Here is a 16733-nt window from a genome sequence, read left to right as displayed (position 1 = left end):
GCATCGTAGGTGATCGGTCACGCTGCGCGATGTCAGCCGCGCCTCGCGGCGTCCTGCGCCGCGGGGTGCACGGCCTGCACATAGGTCAGCCAGGGCCTCACATCCCCGCCGCCCCGCAGCTCGAAGCCCGCGTCGCGGACGAGCCCGTCCAGCAGGTCGACCCGGTTGTGGGCCATGGTGTGGCCCACTCCCCCGTGCACCAGGCGCCGGCCGAGCCCGCTCGCCGGCGGCCGGAACTCGACGACCAGGAGCCGTCCGCCCGGCCGCAGGACGCGGCACATCTCGCGCAGCGCCACGGGCCGTGCGGCCTCGGGCAGGTGATGCAGCATCAGGCTGGTGACGACGGTGTCGAACGAGCCGTCGGGCAGGTCGAGGTTCTCGGCGATCCCCTCCCGGTAGGTACAGGGAGCGCTGTTCCGGCCGCCGCGCCTGCGGCGGGCGTAGGCCAGGACGGGCGGGGAGGCGTCGACGCCGGTCACCGCGCCCGAGGGCCCGACCCGGGCGGCCATCCGGCGCGTGAGGAAGCCGGTGCCGCATCCCACGTCCAGGACGCGGTCACCCGCCTCGGCGCCGCTGAGTTCGGCGAGGCGGGTGAAGGCGCGACGGCGCCTGCCGGCGAAGCAGACCGCACCGCACAGCTCGTACGCACGGGGGGTCGCGATCGTCGCGCCGTCGGTGTCGGTTCGCGGCCGGCCCTGCATCAGGCGCCCCAGAGACATGACCACTCACTCCTCAACTTAGTGGCGACTAAGTACACGCCAACAACTTAGTCCTGACTAAGAAAGCTGGCAAGGGGCATTACGATGACCACGTGACCGAGTCCGAGACGCCCGCCGAGCACATGTCCGACGCCCGGGCCGGGAACCGCGGCCGGGCCCGCCCTCGCACCCGGCTGCCGGCCGCCGAGCGCCGCGCGTCGATCCTGGCGGCGGCGGTCGAGGTGTTCTCCGAGGTCGGTTACCAGCGCGGAAAGGTGTCCGACATCGCGCGCCGCGTCGGGGTCACGGAGCCGGTGGTCTTCCAGAACTTCGGCTCGAAGTCCGCCCTTTACCAGGCCGCCCTCGACCACGCTGCGAACGCGGTGACCACGCTCCTCGTCCGGGCCGCCGAGGCCGGACGCCCGGTCCCCGAGGTCCTCGCCGTCTTCCTGGACCCGGCCCACATGGAGCGCTTCCACCAGCCCGGCGCCCACGGCTTCCTCTTCGCGGACGCCGCCGCCCTGGCCGGCGACCCGGCCCTCAACGAGGCCGCACGCCGTGTGCACCGGCACTTCGCCGGGGCCCTCGCGGATCTGCTGCACCGCGGCCAGGCCGACGGGGACGTGCGGGCCGACGTCTCCCCCGAGGCGGGGGCCTGGTGGCTCGTCTCCCTGCTGGCCGGCCGGGGGTTCCGCGCCGCGGTCGTACCGGATGCGGCGGCGGTGGAGGGCCGGCTGACCGAGCTGACGCTGCGTGCGCTGCTGACGGGGGATCACCGGGCAACGGGCACCGGCTGACGGGTCACGCGCCGGAAATATGACCACGATCGGCAGTTGGCACCACGTAACGTTCGCGACCTGGGCTGACCTGCCCCACGGTTGGGGTTCCAGCTGCGATGGCCAACTGGCGGCGGGGATGGTGTCTTGTTCGGAGAGTAGTTCGTACTCGATCGGGGTGCGGTAGCCCAGTGCTGAGTGGCGACGGTGTCGTCGCCGAAGACCTCGCCCCAGCGGCCGAAGGGTTACGGGCGACCTCCACCCCGTCGCAGGTCACCAGGACCTGGTCCGGGTCGGCGGCGACCTCGATGCGGCGGCCGACAGCCAGCGGATGGACCGAGCAGTCGCAGGTGTCCAGGCGAACCCAGTGATCCCGCGGCAGCCGCAGCGGTGTCTTCCACCAGCCCGTCGAAACCGGCGACGAACCTACAACCCCACGATCGCGTTCCACCGCTTCGCGAACTCCACCCGCTCCGTGGACGTGATGTCCCGGGCGATCGCCAGGCGCCGCCGCAGCCGCGCGTCCGGGAAGATCAGCGGGTTGTCGGCGAGGGCGGCGGTGTCCGCGTCCTTGTCCGCGGCCAGGACGTCCCTGGCCGCCGGGACGGGGCAGACGTAGTTCACCCAGGCGGCGAGCCTCGCGGCGACCTCCGGCTCGTAGTAGTGATCGATCAGCCGCTCGGCGTTCGCCTTGTGACGGGCCTGGTCGGGGATCATCAGCGAGTCCGACCACAGTTCGGCGCCCTCCTCGGGCACGACGAAGCGGATGTCGGGGTCGTCCGCCTGGAGCTGGATCACATCACCCGAGTACGCCTGGCAGGCCAGCACGTCGCCGCTGACCAGGTCCTTGGTGTAGTCGTTGCCGGTGAACCGCCGTATCCGGCCGTCGCGCACGTGTCGCTCGACCTGGTCGCAGACCGTGTGGAAGTCGTCCGCGGTCCACTGCGTGATGTCCACGCCGTTGCCCTGCATCAGCAGCGCGAACGCCTCGTCCAGACCGGACAGCAGGGTGACGCGCCCCTTGAGGTCGTCGGCCCAGAGGTCCGAGATGTGCCGGATCTCGCGGCCGACCCTGCGGCGGTTGTACGCGATGCCCGTGATGCCGGACTGCCACGGCACCGTGAATATGCGGCCCGGGTCGAAGGCGGGCGCCCGCAGCAGCGGATCGAGGTACCGCGTCACGTTCGGCTGCCGGGGGCGGTCCATCCTCTGCACCCAGCCCAGGCGGACGAAGCGCGCGCACATCCAGTCACTCATGACGATCAGATCGCGGCCGGGCCGCTGATGGTTCATCAGAGCCGGGCTGATCTTGCCGAAGAACTCGTCGTTGTCGTTGATCTCCTCGATGTAGTCGACCTCGATGCCGGTGCGCTTCTCGAACGCTTCCAGGGTCGGACGCCGATTCGGGTTCTTGTCGTCCGTGTCGATGTACAGAGGCCAGTTGGCCCAGGTCAACCGCTTGTCGTGGGCCGACAGATCGGCTCCGGCCCGGTCGCCGGGTGCCACGTACGCGGCGGGCACGCCACAGCCGGCGAGCACGCCCGGTACCGCTGCCGAGCCGAGGGCGCGCAGCAGCGAACGGCGGGAGGGAGCGGGCGCCTTCGGTGTCCGGGGCATGCCTGGCAGCATCCCGTGCGTGTCCGCGGCCGGACAATGGACAGCACGTCAAGCCGACCCGCGGGAACCGGACACCCTGTCGCCCGGACGCCCGCCGTCACGCTCCCGGCGAAGGGGTCGGGTCCGCCTCCGCGCGGCCGGACAGCGCGGCCCCGGACGGGGAACTCCCGCCCGGGGCCGCGTTCATGAGGCAGTGGCGCCTACGCGTCCAGCGACGTCATCACGTGCTTGATCCGCGTGTAGTCCTCGAAGCCGTACGCCGACAGGTCCTTGCCGTAGCCGGACTGCTTGAACCCGCCGTGCGGCATCTCCGCCACCAGCGGGATGTGCGTGTTGATCCACACGCAGCCGAAGTCGAGGACCTTGGACAGGCGCATGGCGCGCGCGTGGTCCTTCGTCCACACCGAGGAGGCGAGGGCGTACTCGACACCGTTCGCGTACTCGATGGCCTGTGCCTCGTCCGTGAAGGACTGGACGGTGATGACCGGCCCGAAGACCTCGTTCTGGATGATCTCGTCGTCCTGCTTGAGGCCCGAGACGACGGTCGGCGCGTAGAAGTAGCCCTTGTCGCCGACCCGGTGGCCGCCGGCCTCGACCTTGGCGTGCGCGGGCAGGCGCTCGATGAAGCCGGAGACCTGCGCCAGCTGGTTCGGGTTGTTGAGCGGCCCGTACAGCACGTCCTCGTCGTCCGGCAGGCCGGTCTTCGTCTCGGTGGCGGCCTTGGCGAGCGCGGCCACGAACTCGTCGTGGATGGACTCGTGGACCAGGACCCGGCAGGCGGCCGTGCAGTCCTGGCCCGCGTTGAAGAAGCCGGCCACCGAGATGTCCTCGACGGCCTTGGCGATGTCGGTATCCTCGAAGACGACGACCGGCGCCTTGCCGCCCAGCTCCAGGTGGACGCGCTTGACGTCCTTGGAGGCGGACTCGGCGACCTGCATGCCGGCCCGGACCGAGCCGGTGATGGAGGCCATCGCCGGGGTCGGGTGCTCGACCATCATGCGGCCCGTCTCGCGGTCGCCGCAGATGACGTTGAAGACGCCCTTGGGCAGGATCGCGCCGATGATGTCGGCGATCAGGACCGTGGACGCCGGCGTGGTGTCCGACGGCTTCAGGACGACCGTGTTGCCCGCCGCGATCGCCGGGGCGAACTTCCACACCGCCATCATCATCGGGTAGTTCCACGGCGCCACCTGGGCGCAGACGCCCACGGGCTCGCGGCGGATCATGGAGGTCATCCCCTCCATGTACTCGCCGGCCGAACGGCCCTCGAGCATGCGGGCCGCGCCCGCGAAGAAGCGGATCTGGTCGACCATCGGCGGGATCTCCTCCGACCGGGTCAGCCCGGCCGGCTTGCCCGTGTTCTCGACCTCGGCCGCGATCAGCTCCTCGGCCCGCTCCTCGAACGCGTCGGCGATCTTGAGGAGGGCCTTCTGGCGCTCGGCGGGCGTGGTGTTCCGCCAGGCCGGGAAGGCCGCAGCGGCGGCCGCCATCGCGGCGTCGACGTCCGCCTGCCCGGACAGCGGCGCGGTCGCGTACGCCTCGCCGGTCGCGGGGTTGACCACCTCGGTGGTCCGTCCGTCGGCGGCGTCACGGAATTCGCCGTCGATGTAGTTGCGCAGACGACGCAGCTCGGTGCTCACTGCGGGCCCTCCAAGCTCAGTTTCGGGTGTCCAATCGCTGAGACACCCACCCTAGTGTGTGGCCCCACGTTTTCAACACCCCCGCTCGCATTGAAGCTACGAAATCCGCAGGGTTCGTGCACAGAGACAACGAATTTCATCGATCGAGCCTTGCGAAACTGCCGAGACGTCGTGCACAGTGAGGTCGTGGCCAGTCGAAGTGCAGACCAGAAGGACTCCCGCGAGTCCAGGAGCGGCGGCACCCCCCAGTTGGACGCCGTCTCCCTCGCCATCATCGAGCAGCTCCAGGAGGACGGCCGCCGGCCGTACGCCGCGATCGGCAAGGCGGTCGGCCTCTCCGAGGCGGCCGTGCGCCAGCGCGTCCAGAAGCTGCTCGACCAGGGCGTGATGCAGATCGTCGCCGTCACGGACCCGCTCACCGTGGGCTTCCGCCGGCAGGCGATGGTCGGCATCAACGTCGAGGGCGAGGTGGAGCCGGTCGCCGACGCGCTGGCCGCCATGTCCGAATGCGAGTACGTGGTGATGACCGCAGGCTCGTTCGACCTGATGGTGGAGATCGTCTGCGAGGACGACGACCACCTGCTGGACGTCATCAGCAAGGGCATCCGGGCCCTCCCCGGAGTGCGCTCCACCGAGAGCTTCGTCTATCTCAAGCTCAAGAAGCAGACCTACATGTGGGGAACCCGATAGCCGTGAGTACCAACGACCTCAGCAAGACCGCGTACGACCACCTGTGGATGCACTTCACCCGCATGTCCTCGTACGAGAACGCGCCCGTTCCCACCATCGTCCGGGGCGAGGGCGTCTCCATTTACGACGACAAGGGCAAGCGCTACATCGACGGTCTGTCCGGTCTGTTCGTGACCCAGGTGGGCCACGGCCGCACCGAGCTGGCCGAGACGGCGCTGAAGCAGGCGCAGGAGCTGGCGTTCTTCCCCGTGTGGTCCTACGCCCACCCCAAGGCGGTCGAGCTGGCGGAGCGCCTCGCCGACTACGCGCCGGGCGATCTGAACAAGGTCTTCTTCACCACCGGCGGCGGTGAGGCGGTCGAGACCGCCTGGAAGCTCGCCAAGCAGTACTTCAAGCTGGTCGGCAAGCCCACCAAGCACAAGGTCATATCCCGCGCGGTCGCCTACCACGGCACCCCGCAGGGCGCCCTGTCCATCACCGGCCTGCCGGCCCTGAAGGCCCCGTTCGAACCCCTGGTGCCGGGCGCCCACAAGGTCCCGAACACCAACATCTACCGCGCCCCGGTCTTCGGCGACGACCCGGAGGCGTTCGGCCGCTGGGCCGCCGACCAGATCGAGCAGCAGATCCTCTTCGAGGGCCCGGACACCGTGGCCGCGGTCTTCCTGGAGCCGGTGCAGAACGCGGGCGGCTGCTTCCCACCGCCGCCCGGCTACTTCCAGCGGGTGCGCGAGATCTGCGACCGGCACGACGTGCTGCTCGTGTCGGACGAGGTCATCTGCGCCTTCGGCCGTCTGGGCACGATGTTCGCCTGCGACAAGTTCGACTACGTCCCGGACATGATCACCTGCGCCAAGGGCATGACGTCGGGCTACTCCCCGATCGGCGCGTGCATCGTCTCCGACCGCCTGGCCGAGCCGTTCTACCGGGGCGACAACACCTTCCTGCACGGCTACACCTTCGGCGGCCACCCGGTGTCCGCCGCGGTGGGCCTCGCGAACCTCGACATCTTCGAGCGCGAGGGCCTCAACCAGCACGTGCTCGACAACGAGTCCGCGTTCTTCGCCACCCTGCAGAAGCTGCACGACCTGCCGATCGTCGGCGACGTCCGCGGCAACGGCTTCTTCTACGGCATCGAGCTGGTCAAGGACAAGGCGACCAAGGAGACCTTCAACGAGGAGGAGACCGAGCGCGTCCTGTACGGCTTCCTCTCCAAGGCCCTGTTCGACAACGGCCTGTACTGCCGTGCCGACGACCGCGGCGACCCGGTCGTCCAGCTCGCCCCGCCGCTGATCTCCGACCAGCGGACGTTCGACGAGATCGAGTCGATCCTGCGCGCGACGCTGACGGAGGCGTGGACGAAGCTCTGAGCCGGCAGGCCCTCCGGCTCCGGACGGCGGGCGCCGGCGGTTCCGGTCTGTTCCGGTCTGCCTTCCGGATGATCAGAAACGGCCCCGTGCCGACCGTTCGAGTGAGAAACGGCGGTCCGGGGCCGTTCGCTGTCCGGGCTCGCGGCGCGCGCTGCCTAGCGTGACAGCGAGTGATCGGCCCTGCCTTCGTCCCCCGAACGGCTCCCCCGCACGGGGACCGCACGGGCCAACGGAACCGAACCGAGGTGTACGCGATGGTGGCCCCGCCGGACAACGACGTGCTCTGGGCACGCGCCCTGCACTTCCAGCACAACGGCTCACCCGCTCTCTGCGGCGTCTCGCTGGAGGTGCGCGAGAGTGAGATCCTGGCCGTCACGGGCCCCCGGGGCAGCGGCAAGACGACCCTTCTGCAGTGCCTCGCGGGGCTGCTCCCGGCCCAGGAGGGCGAGGTCTGGTTCAACAGCACACCGGTGCACACCTTGAGCCCGCCGGCCCGCGAACGACTGCGGCGCGACCGCTTCGGCTGGATCGACACGACGCCCCTGCTCGTGCCCGGGCTGAACGCCTGGGAGAACGCCGCCCTTCCGCTGATGCTGCGCGGCACGAGCCGCCGGCGGGCCAAGGCCGCCGCGATGGAGTGGCTGGAGCGCCTCGACATCGGCGAGCGCGCCCGCACCCGCCCGCACCGGCTCGTCCAGGCCGAGCGCCAGCGGGTCGCCGTCGCGCGGGCGCTCGCCGCCTGTCCGACCGTGCTCTTCGCGGACGAGCCCACCGCCGCGCTGCACCGGGGCGAGGGGGCACAGGTGCTGCGCACCCTCACCACGGCGGCCCGCTCGCACGGCATCACGGTCGTCCTCGCCACGCACCACGCGGAGGAGGCGGCCCTGGCCGACCGCACGGTGTCCCTGCTCGACGGACGGCGCGTCACCACCGTGCACCTGCCCCCGGCGGCCGAGGCGGAAGGCCGGGCCGCGTGCTCGCTCTCCGCCTAGCCCGGGGGGCCCACCCCCTCGTCCAGCTCCGCCGGCTCCTGGTCGCAGCGGCCTCGGCGGGCACGGGCTTCCTGCTGCTGTGCACGCTCGGGTACGCGATGGGGCACCCCGAGGCACCGGGCGGCTCGGCGCTGCGGCTGGCCTGGTGCGCCGCGCCCCTGGCCGCCACGGTGTACTTCGCGGTCGCGGTCGCCCGTACCGATCCGGGCACCCGTCCGCGCTCCGGCCTCGCGGCGATCGGACTCGGACCGGCCCGGCTGATGGTCTTCTCCGCGGTGACCACGGCCCTGTCGACGCTGCTCGGCTCGCTGCTGGCGCTGCTGGTCTTCCTGCACCTGCGGGGCGACCTGCGGGGCATGCCGTTCGACGGTGCCCGTGCGGAGTTCCTCGCCGCGGACCGGCCGCTGCCGCTGCCCGCGGCGCTCACGCTGCTCGCGCTGGTGCCGATGGCGGCGTCCGCGGCCGTCGCGCTGGTCCTGCGCCCCGGGAACGGACGGCCGCGCCCGGCCGTGCGGCGCGCCGGAGCGCGGACCGCCCGCGACGGTGACGGCACCCCGGACGCAGCGCGGACCGCCCCCGAAGGTGACGGCACCCCGGAGGCAGCGCCCACCGGCCCGGACGAGGTACGGGTACCGGATCCGCCGGCCGTGTCCCGGCCCGCTCCGGGCGGCCTGCCCTGGGGCGTGGCCGCGCTGGCCGCCGGGCTCGCCGTGCAGACGCACGCGAGCCGTCCGAATCCGGCCCCCCGGTTGGCCGACGGGCTCCTGAGCGGACAGGTAGGGGTGTCGGCGGGCTGGGCGCTGACCGCGCTGGGGCTGGCGCTGGCCGCGCCCGCGGTCGCCTATCTGTGCGGCGGGCTGCTGCAGGCGGTGCGTCCGGGTGCGCTGCGCCTGCTGGCCGGGCGCGGCCTGCAGGAGGACGCGCGGCGGATCGGGCGGCCGCTCGGCGTGGTGTGCGCCGTGGCGTCGGGGACCTACGCGATGTCGGTGTACGCCGACGCGCGCCCGTCCTTCGGGCCGCTCACCACGCTGGGCGCGGTGCTCGTGACGGGCTGCACGCTCGCCACACTGGCCACGGCGGCCGTCGAGGCTCGGCAGGCGCGCGCCGACACGGCCGCGGCGCTGGTACGGCTGGGAGCGCCGGCGACGGTGCTGCGCACCGCGGCGCTGCTGCGCGCGGGCGTGCTCGTCGCGGTGTTCGCCCCCCTGACCTGGGTGGTCGCCGAACTGGCGGCCGTGCCGATCGGGGGCTGACCGCTCCCGCGCGAAGACCGGGGATCCGGCGGCCGGAAGAAGTTCTCACCCCACCGATGAGTTCCGCGGCGCCACGCGGTCCATCCCTGCGTACGGCATCCGCGTACGGCACCCGCGTACGACCCGTCACACCCTGGGAGAGACCGCTCATGTACCAGCAGATGATCTTCGTGAACCTTCCGGTCGCCGACGTCGACGCCTCGAAGAAGTTCTTCACGGAGCTGGGCTACTCGCTCAACCCGCAGTTCACCACGGACGACTGCGCCTGTGTCGTCATCAGCGACACGATCATCGCGATGCTGCTGAGCCGGCAGCGCTACGCCGACTTCACGGCCAAGGAGATCGCGGACGCCACCAAGACCAGTGAGGTGCTCGTCTGTCTGAGCGCCGAGAGCCGGGAGAAGGTCGACGAACTGGTCGGCAAGGCGATCGCGGCGGGCGGCACGAGCAGCCGGGAGGCGACGGACCACGGCCATATGTACGGCCGCGCGTTCGACGACCTGGACGGCCACACCTGGGAGGTCGTGTGGATGGACCCCGCGGCGGTCGAGGGCTGAGCCCGCCCGGGTGAACGGCGCGGCGGCTGCGAGGGGTTGAGGGCACGTCCGGAATGCGTTCAAACGCGGCCACGGTTAATGAGAAGGCAAAGGCGACCGTCATGCCGGACATCGACGTTGACAGCACTTAGCCGACGCTTATAGACCTGTGGTTCTCCTGGGGACGCTGTTGCGCTGTTGCTGCAGCAACGGTCCCGACACCCCCCGCAGTTGCGCATCCCGTGAAGGGCAATCGTGACCATATCTCCCCGCACCGCACGCTCGGTGCGCATTCTCGGCATCGCCTCCGCCACCGCAGCGCTCGCCCTCGGTGCCGCCGGCAACGCCCTCGCCTGCAACATCCGTGACTTCTCGGCTGCCGCGTCCTGCGACGGCAACGGGAAGGGCACCATCACCGTCACCGACAAGGACGCCTCCGGCAAGGAGGCGACCGTGTCGGTCTACCTGGAGTCGAACGGCGCGGACGCCAAGAAGGTCGGCGAGCAGACCGTCACCGGCACCCGCGAGGGCGCGACCGTCACGTTCTCCGAGGACTGGGCGCCGAACGCGCAGTACCGCGTCCACATCAAGGCCGGCAACATCGTCGACGCGGACATCAAGTCGGGCCTGACCACGCCGTCCGAGGCGTGCAAGAGCGAGACCACCCCGTCGGCCTCGGTGACCCCGAAGCCGTCGGAGACTCCGTCGTCGTCCACGACGCCGTCGGCGTCCGGCAGCACGGCCCCCGCCACCACCGGGGACAACTCCCCCTCGCCCGCGGCCGGCAGCTCCAACCTGGCCGAGACCGGCGCGAGCTCCAGCACGCCCCTGATCGCCGGTATCGCCGGCGGCCTGGTCGTCATCGGCGGTGGCGCGGTGTTCTTCGGTATGCGCCGTCGCGGCGCCGCGAAGGCCGACTGACGCCCCATCGGTTCACTCCACCACGACGGCCCGCCCCTGACCGGGGCGGGCCGTTGTGCTGCCGGGTCACCCCGTTCCACCGGGTGGGAGCACGACGATCTCGGCCGCCTCGAACACCACCCCGACCTCGTCCCCGGCCTCCGGCGCCTCCCGCAGGGCGCACGCCGCCTCCAGATCCGGCGCCTGACGGGGCAGCAGCCGCACGGTGACATGGGTGCCGCGGAAGGTGCGTGTGGCCACGGTGCAGCGCAGGCCCTCGGCGGCGTCCACCAGCCGTACGCCGGCGGGCCGGACGAGCAGCGTGCCCGGCCCCTGCGGGGAACCCTCCGGAACCGGGAGCTTGCCCCACGGCGTGTCCGCCGCCTGACCGGAGACGGTCGCCGGCACCACGTTGTCGAAGCCGAGGAACCGCGCCACGAACTCGTCCGCGGGGCGCTGCCACACCTCAAGGGGCGTACCGGACTGGGCGATCCGTCCGTCGCGCATCACGACGACCCGGTCGGCGAGCGCGAACGCCTCGCCCTGGTCGTGGGTGACGGCCAGCACCGTGGTGCCCAACCGCTCGAACAGATCGCGCAGTTCGACGACCAGGCGCTCTCGCAGCGACCGGTCGAGCTGGCCCAGCGGCTCGTCCAGCATGAGCAGCCGCGGCCGGGGCGCGAGGGCGCGGGCGAGCGCGACGCGCTGCTGTTCGCCACCGGAGAGCGAGGCGACGGCCCTGCGCGCGGCCCCCGGCAGCCCGACCAGGCGCAGCAGTTCGCCGACGCGCGCGTCCCGTTCGGCGCGCGCCATGCCGTGCATACGGAGCCCGAAGGCCACGTTGCCGCCCACATCGCGCTGCGGGAACAACTGGTGGTCCTGGAACATCAGCCCGACACCGCGCCGGTGCGCGGGCACCCCGTCCAGGGACCGGCCGTCCAGGATCACCCGCCCCTCGTCGAGGGGCTGCAGTCCGGCCACCGTCCGCAGCAGCGTCGACTTGCCGCTGCCGCTCGGCCCGAGCACACACACCACCTCGTGCTCGGCGACGTCGAGGCCGACTCCGTCGAGGACGGCGCGCCCCGCGAAGCGCACGGTCGCCCCGTTGAGACTGAGCATCGTCACCACTCCCCCGCCCGGTCCGTGCGCAGCCGTTCCAGGACCAGCAGCGCCATCGCGCACACCACCATCAGGATCGTCGAGAGGGCCATGGCCTGGCCGTAGTTGAGATCACCCGGCCGGGCGAGCAGACGCGCCACCGCCACCGGCAGGGTCGGGGCGCCGGGCCGCGCGATGAAGACGGTCGCCCCGAACTCGCCCAGCGACACGGCGAACGCGAACCCCGCCGCGATCAGCAGCGCCCGCCGCACGATCGGCAGGTCGACCTCCCGCCACACCCGCCACGGCGACGCCCCGAGCACGGCCGCCGCCTCCCGCAGCCGCTCGTCCACGGCCCGCAGTACCGGCAGCATGGTGCGTACGACGAAGGGGGCGCCCACCAGCGCCTGCGCGAGCGGCACCAGGATCCATGAACCGCGCAGGTCCAGTGGCGGCCGGTCGAGGGCGATCAGGAACCCGAAGCCGACAGTGACGGCGGACACGCCGAGCGGCAGCATCAGCAGCGCGTCGAGGCCGCGGACCAGACGCCCGGCGTCCCTGCGGGCGAGGGCCGCGGCGGCCAGGCCCCCGATCAGCACGGCGATGAGCGTGGCGGCGACGGCGTACCGCAGCGAGGTGCCGACCGCGTCGACGGGCGGGACGAGGAAGGTGCCGCCGTCCGTGCGGGTCAGCGCCCGGTAGTACCCGAGACCGGGGGCGTCGAGCGACCGCAGGACGAGGACGGCCGGCGGCAGCACCAGCAGCACGCCCACGGTGACGAGGACCGAGGCGAGCAGCGTCCACTGGCCCGCCCCGCGCGGCCTGCGCGCCGTGCGGGAGGCGTCGACCAGCCGCAGCGCGCTCTCCCGGCGGCGCACGGTCCACGCGTGCACGACGAGGATCGCGCCCACCGCCGCGAACTGGACGAGTGTGAGCACGGCGGCCGTGGACAGGTCGAAGATCTCCGAGGTCTGGCGGTAGATCTCGACCTCGAGCGTGGAGAAGGAGGGGCCGCCGAGGATCTGCACCACGCCGAACGAGGTGAAGGTGAACAGGAACACCATCAGCGCTGCGGCGGCCACGGCGGGGCCCAGCGCGGGCAGGGTCACCTGCCGCCAGGCAGCGAACCGGGAGGCGCCGAGGACACGGGCTGCCTCCTCCTGGTGCGGGTCGAGCTGCGCCCACAGCCCGCCGACCGTGCGGACGACGACCGCGTAGTTGAAGAAGACATGGGCGAGCAGAATGGCCCACACGGTCGTGTCGAGCCGGATTCCCCACAGGTCGTCGAGGAGTCCGCCGCGGCCGACGAGCGCCAGGAAGGCCGTGCCGACGACGACGGTCGGCAGCACGAACGGGACGGTGACGACGGCGCGCAGCACCTCCTTGCCCGGGAAGTGGAAGCGTGCGAAGACGTAGGCACCGGGGAGCGCGACGAGAAGCGTGAGGACGGTCGAGGCGAGCGCCTGCCAGGTGGTGAACCACAGCACGTGCCGCATGCCCGGCTGCGCGAGGACGTCCAGGACGGCGCCGGGGTGCCACACCCCGTCGACGCGCAGGCCACGGGCGACGATCGCGGCGACGGGGTAGGCGAAGAAGACCGCGAAGAACGCGACGGGCAGGGCCATGAGCCCCAGCCGCGCCGCGCTCCCCCGTCGCTTCGGGGCTACTTCAGTACGAGCGACGTCCACGCCTTGACCCACTGGTCGCGGTGGGCGGCGACCTCGGCCGGGGCCATGGTCTCGGGGTTCTTCGCCGCGGGCCCGTAGGCGGTGAACTCGGCGGGCACCGCGGCACCCTGGACCACCGGGTACACGAACATGTTGAGCGGCATGTCCTGCTGGAACCTCGTGCCGATCAGGAAGTCGATGAACGCCTTGCCGCCCTTGGTGTTGTGCGCGTTGCTCAGCAGGCCCGCGAACTCGATCTGCCGGAAGCAGGTTCCGCCGGCGACGCCCGTCGGCGCCGTCCTGGGGCGCGGCTGGGCGTAGACGACCTCGGCGGGCGGGGAGGAGGCGTACGAGACGACGAGCGGCCGGTCGCCGCCCGCCTTCCTGCCGCCGGCGGATCCCGAGAACTCCTGGTTGTACGCCTGCTCCCAGCCGTCGACCACCTTCACACCGTTGGCCTTGAGCTTCTTCCAGTACTCCGGCCAGCCCCGGTCGCCGTACCGGGCGGCGGTGCCGAGCAGGAAGCCGAGGCCGGGCGAGGACGTGGCGGCGTTCTCGGTGACGAGCAGGTTCCGGTACGCGGGCTTGGCGAGGTCGTCGAAGGAGGCGGGCGGGGTCAGCCTGTGGTCGGCGAAGTACTTCTTGTCGTAGTTGACGCAGATGTCCCCGAAGTCGACCGGTGTGACCCGGTGCTTGTCCCGGTCGAGCTGGTACTGCGTGCCGACCCGGTCGAGGCCCTCGGCCCGGTAGGGCTGGAACAGCCCGTTGTCGAGCGCCCGCGACAGCAGGGTGTTGTCGACGCCGAAGAAGACGTCGCCCTGCGGGTTGTCCTTGGTGAGGATCGCCTTGTTGACGGCCTGGCCGGCGTCGCCGTCCTTGAGGACCTTGACGCGGTAGCCGGACTCCTTCTCGAAGGCCGAGACGACGCCCTTGGAGGCGGCCCACGAGTCGTGACTGACGAGGGTCACGGTCTTGGAGTCGCCGCCGCTGCCGCCGGCGGTACCGGACGAGCCGCACGCGGACAGCGTGACCATGCCCAGCCCGACGACCACGGCCGCGAACTGCCTGCCGATGATGCTCACTGACATTCCTCCTGGAGGTGACCAGGAAGAGACGCGGCCCCGCCCGGGATCACGGAACGGAACCCGGGCAGGGCGCAACAGCCTGAATGGAGACCGAACTTCCTACCCAGAATGACCTGGGCGAGGTTCAGAGGGTCTGCGGTCGTTCCCGCACTCTCAGCGCTGTGGCGCTCCCCTGTCGGAATATGAAGATGTGCTTACGGGGGTCAGACTACCGCCCTACCGCTCGCCGGCCGCCAGCTGCCCGCACGCTCCGTCGATCTCCTGGCCCCGGGTGTCCCGGACGGTCACCGGCACGCCGTGGGCGGCGATCGCCTCGACGAACGCCTTCTCGTCCTCGGGCCGTGAGGCGGTCCACCGGGAGCCGGGCGTGGGGTTCAGCGGGATCAGATTGACGTGCACGGGCTTGCCCTTGAGCAGCCGGCCGAGCAGATCGCCGCGCCACGCCTGGTCGTTGATGTCCCGGATCAGCGCGTACTCGATGGACAGCCGCCGCCCGGACCTGGCGGTGTACTCCAGCCCGGCGTCCAGCACCTCGCGCACCTTCCACCGCGTGTTGACGGGGACGAGGGTGTCGCGCAGCTCGTCGTCCGGGGCGTGCAGGGAGATGGCGAGGCGGCACTTGAGGCCCTCGTCGGCGAAGCGGTGGATGGCCGGCACCAGTCCGACCGTCGACACGGTGATCCCGCGCTGTGAGAGCCCGAGCCCGTCCGGCGCGGGGTCGGTGAGGGCGCGGACGGCGCCGATGACACGCCGGTAGTTGGCGAGGGGCTCGCCCATGCCCATGAAGACGATGTTGGACAGCCGCGCCGGACCGCCCGGGATCTCGCCGTCGCGCAGCGCCCGCATACCGTCCACGATCTGGTGCACGATCTCGGCGGTGGACAGGTTGCGGTCGAGGCCGGCCTGCCCCGTGGCGCAGAAGGGGCAGTTCATGCCGCAGCCCGCCTGCGAGCTGATGCACATGGTGACCCGGTCGGGGTAGCGCATCAGCACGGACTCGACGAGCGTGCCGTCGAACAGCCGCCACAGCGTCTTTCGGGTCGTGCCCCGGTCGGTCGACAGATGCCGGACGACCGTCATGAGCTCCGGCAGCAGCGCCTCCTGGAGCCTGGCACGGGAGGAGGCCGGGATGTCGGTCCACTGCGCGGGGTCGTGTGCGTAGCGCGCGAAGTAGTGCTGCGCGAGCTGCTTGGCGCGGAAGGGCTTCTCACCGATCGCGGCGACCGCCTCCTTGCGCTCGGCGGGCGTGAGATCGGCGAGATGCCGCGGCGGCTTCTTGGCTCCGCGCGGCGCGGTGAAGGTCAGTTCTCCGGGCTTAGGCATGGCGTTATCAGTGTCGCAGATCCAGTCGGGTGACCTGGGCTGCCGCCGGCTACGGCTGTCGTTAGCGGTCGTCACCGGTCGCCGAGTGCTACCTCATCACCGGATGGCGGGAAGATCCCGTCGAGCGGTGACCCGTCCCACCAGGCCCCTCTCGGCCGATGCAGCTCACGGCCCTCCGGGGGTGACCGAATCCGTACACCTCATGCACAAAGCGTTCGGGATGGTCCATGTCGGTTCCTTAGGGTCCATGAAGGGCGTGGCCAGCTTCAAGTCCAGCCCCACGACTCGGTCGGACAACGACCTGCGCAAGAACTGCGGTACGTACCGGCCCTGGGAGGAGCCATGCCCGACGTGCCCCGGAAGCACTCCCCCGAAGGAACACCACTCGCCCCGCTGTCGGACTGGCAGCACGTGCCGAGCGTCGACCACACGGCAGACACGCCGGTGGTGGTGCGGTGGTGGCGGCACATGCGGGATGTGATGCCGTGGCCACGTCGGGCACACCGCCTGACGCACTGACAACCGCAGACGCTGACGGCGGCAAGGTGACCTGCGGACCGGTCAAGGCATCGACGGTGATGCAGGTCAGCCCCATCGATCCGGCGTAGTAGGCCACGGAGGTCACACGACCAGCAAGCCCCCTTCCGGCCCTTGCCCGTACTGGTGCGCCGCCGGTGCCCCTACCGCCCGCGGTGACTGGCATGATCCGCTGGACAGGCCCTGGTGCCCCTGGCACCCCGGAGCAGCCCACGCAGGTCGGCCGGGCGGCTTTGGGCTGGAGCTGCTTTGGCGCGAGTGATCATGCCCCCTTGCGCTGGCCCGCGGATCGGGTGGGAAGGCCGTGGATCGGGTGCTTCTGCCGGTCCCGCGCGAGCCTGACGCCCAGAGGCGGCCCAGCGACCCGCCCCAGGCCCCTATCCGCGCCGCCGGACCCGCCGGCAGCGGGCGTGTTGCTGCCCGGCTGCTGCCGGTTCTCCGGGCTTGGGCACGGTCCTCCCGGTGTCGCAGACACGCACGCGGGTACTCCCGGCCCATTACCGGGCATATTGTGATAAAAGCCGCATCACAGGGCCGACGCCAGGGCAGCCGGG

The 16733-nt window shown here is 71.4% G+C and carries 15 protein-coding genes; 7 read left to right on the top strand and 8 right to left on the bottom strand.

The features are described from left to right. Positions 1–32: 32 nt before the first annotated feature. On the bottom strand, positions 33–719 hold the full coding sequence (locus ACZ79I_RS29000) for a class I SAM-dependent methyltransferase (RefSeq protein WP_471500918.1): 687 nt from the start codon (positions 717–719) through the stop codon (positions 33–35). Between the two features lie 92 nt (positions 720–811). Here ACZ79I_RS29000 and ACZ79I_RS28995 point away from each other — a divergent pair, with 92 nt between their 5' ends. Then, positions 812–1495 (top strand): TetR/AcrR family transcriptional regulator, encoded by a 684-nt coding sequence (locus ACZ79I_RS28995; protein ID WP_471500916.1) that lies wholly within the window; start codon positions 812–814, stop codon positions 1493–1495. A 4-nt stretch (positions 1496–1499) separates the two neighbouring features. Here ACZ79I_RS28995 and ACZ79I_RS28990 read toward each other — a convergent pair whose 3' ends face one another. The 3 genes from ACZ79I_RS28990 to ACZ79I_RS28980 all read right to left on the bottom strand — a co-directional run bounded on the left by ACZ79I_RS28990 (position 1500) and on the right by ACZ79I_RS28980 (position 4731). Continuing rightward, complete coding sequence (locus ACZ79I_RS28990; RefSeq protein ID WP_471500914.1) at positions 1500–1925, bottom strand: Mu transposase domain-containing protein; 426 nt, start codon at positions 1923–1925, stop codon at positions 1500–1502. Beyond that, positions 1901–3091: a polyamine ABC transporter substrate-binding protein gene (locus tag ACZ79I_RS28985; RefSeq protein WP_471500912.1), complete on the bottom strand. Its 1191-nt coding sequence runs from the start codon at positions 3089–3091 to the stop codon at positions 1901–1903. The genes ACZ79I_RS28990 and ACZ79I_RS28985 overlap by 25 nt, the downstream gene beginning before the upstream one ends. Before the next feature lie 200 nt (positions 3092–3291). After that, positions 3292–4731, bottom strand: a complete 1440-nt coding sequence (locus ACZ79I_RS28980) for a gamma-aminobutyraldehyde dehydrogenase (RefSeq protein WP_471500910.1) — start codon at positions 4729–4731, stop codon at positions 3292–3294. A 171-nt stretch (positions 4732–4902) separates the two neighbouring features. Here ACZ79I_RS28980 and ACZ79I_RS28975 point away from each other — a divergent pair, with 171 nt between their 5' ends. The 6 genes from ACZ79I_RS28975 to ACZ79I_RS28950 all read left to right on the top strand — a co-directional run bounded on the left by ACZ79I_RS28975 (position 4903) and on the right by ACZ79I_RS28950 (position 10490). Next, positions 4903–5421, top strand: a complete 519-nt coding sequence (locus tag ACZ79I_RS28975) for an Lrp/AsnC family transcriptional regulator (protein ID WP_471500908.1) — start codon at positions 4903–4905, stop codon at positions 5419–5421. Then, complete coding sequence (locus ACZ79I_RS28970; RefSeq protein ID WP_471500906.1) at positions 5406–6788, top strand: aspartate aminotransferase family protein; 1383 nt, start codon at positions 5406–5408, stop codon at positions 6786–6788. The genes ACZ79I_RS28975 and ACZ79I_RS28970 overlap by 16 nt, the downstream gene beginning before the upstream one ends. A 254-nt stretch (positions 6789–7042) precedes the next feature. Beyond that, positions 7043–7780 (top strand): ABC transporter ATP-binding protein, encoded by a 738-nt coding sequence (locus ACZ79I_RS28965; RefSeq protein WP_471500904.1) that lies wholly within the window; start codon positions 7043–7045, stop codon positions 7778–7780. Beyond that, a complete protein-coding gene (locus tag ACZ79I_RS28960) occupies positions 7762–9033 on the top strand; it encodes a hypothetical protein (protein ID WP_471500902.1) in 1272 nt (423 codons plus the stop codon). The genes ACZ79I_RS28965 and ACZ79I_RS28960 overlap by 19 nt, the downstream gene beginning before the upstream one ends. Before the next feature lie 149 nt (positions 9034–9182). Beyond that, positions 9183–9590: a VOC family protein gene (locus tag ACZ79I_RS28955; RefSeq protein ID WP_471500900.1), complete on the top strand. Its 408-nt coding sequence runs from the start codon at positions 9183–9185 to the stop codon at positions 9588–9590. A gap of 234 nt (positions 9591–9824) precedes the next feature. Next, positions 9825–10490, top strand: coding sequence for an LAETG motif-containing sortase-dependent surface protein (locus ACZ79I_RS28950; RefSeq protein WP_471500898.1), 666 nt, complete (start codon positions 9825–9827; stop codon positions 10488–10490). A 66-nt stretch (positions 10491–10556) separates the two neighbouring features. Here the strand turns inward: ACZ79I_RS28950 and ACZ79I_RS28945 are convergent, their stop codons facing one another. From ACZ79I_RS28945 to rlmN, 4 genes are all read right to left on the bottom strand, one after another. Next, on the bottom strand, positions 10557–11588 hold the full coding sequence (locus tag ACZ79I_RS28945) for an ABC transporter ATP-binding protein (protein ID WP_471500896.1): 1032 nt from the start codon (positions 11586–11588) through the stop codon (positions 10557–10559). A gap of 2 nt (positions 11589–11590) precedes the next feature. Continuing rightward, positions 11591–13255: an ABC transporter permease gene (locus ACZ79I_RS28940; protein WP_471500894.1), complete on the bottom strand. Its 1665-nt coding sequence runs from the start codon at positions 13253–13255 to the stop codon at positions 11591–11593. Further along, a complete protein-coding gene (locus tag ACZ79I_RS28935) occupies positions 13231–14322 on the bottom strand; it encodes a thiamine ABC transporter substrate-binding protein (protein WP_471500892.1) in 1092 nt (363 codons plus the stop codon). The genes ACZ79I_RS28940 and ACZ79I_RS28935 overlap by 25 nt, the downstream gene beginning before the upstream one ends. 213 nt (positions 14323–14535) lie before the next feature. Next, positions 14536–15642, bottom strand: coding sequence for a dual-specificity RNA methyltransferase RlmN (gene rlmN, locus ACZ79I_RS28930; protein ID WP_471500890.1), 1107 nt, complete (start codon positions 15640–15642; stop codon positions 14536–14538). Positions 15643–16733: the final 1091 nt, after the last annotated feature.

It is taken from the genome of Streptomyces sp. PSU-S4-23 (assembly GCF_055632315.1).
Note: the sequence above shows the minus strand (reverse complement) of the source record. Positions and strands in the feature narration are given on the sequence as shown.

Bases quoted from the DNA above. Each gene is read 5' to 3' on its own strand.
- ACZ79I_RS29000 (WP_471500918.1), bottom strand. From the start codon at position 719: ATGTCTCTGGGGCGCCTGATGCAGGGCCGGCCGCGAACCGACACCGAC.
- ACZ79I_RS28985 (WP_471500912.1), bottom strand. From the start codon at position 3,091: ATGCCCCGGACACCGAAGGCGCCCGCTCCCTCCCGCCGTTCGCTGCTG.
- ACZ79I_RS28965 (WP_471500904.1), top strand. From the start codon at position 7,043: ATGGTGGCCCCGCCGGACAACGACGTGCTCTGGGCACGCGCCCTGCAC.
- ACZ79I_RS28955 (WP_471500900.1), top strand. From the start codon at position 9,183: ATGTACCAGCAGATGATCTTCGTGAACCTTCCGGTCGCCGACGTCGAC.
- ACZ79I_RS28945 (WP_471500896.1), bottom strand. From the start codon at position 11,588: ATGCTCAGTCTCAACGGGGCGACCGTGCGCTTCGCGGGGCGCGCCGTC.
- ACZ79I_RS28935 (WP_471500892.1), bottom strand. From the start codon at position 14,322: ATGTCAGTGAGCATCATCGGCAGGCAGTTCGCGGCCGTGGTCGTCGGG.
- rlmN (WP_471500890.1), bottom strand. From the start codon at position 15,642: ATGCCTAAGCCCGGAGAACTGACCTTCACCGCGCCGCGCGGAGCCAAG.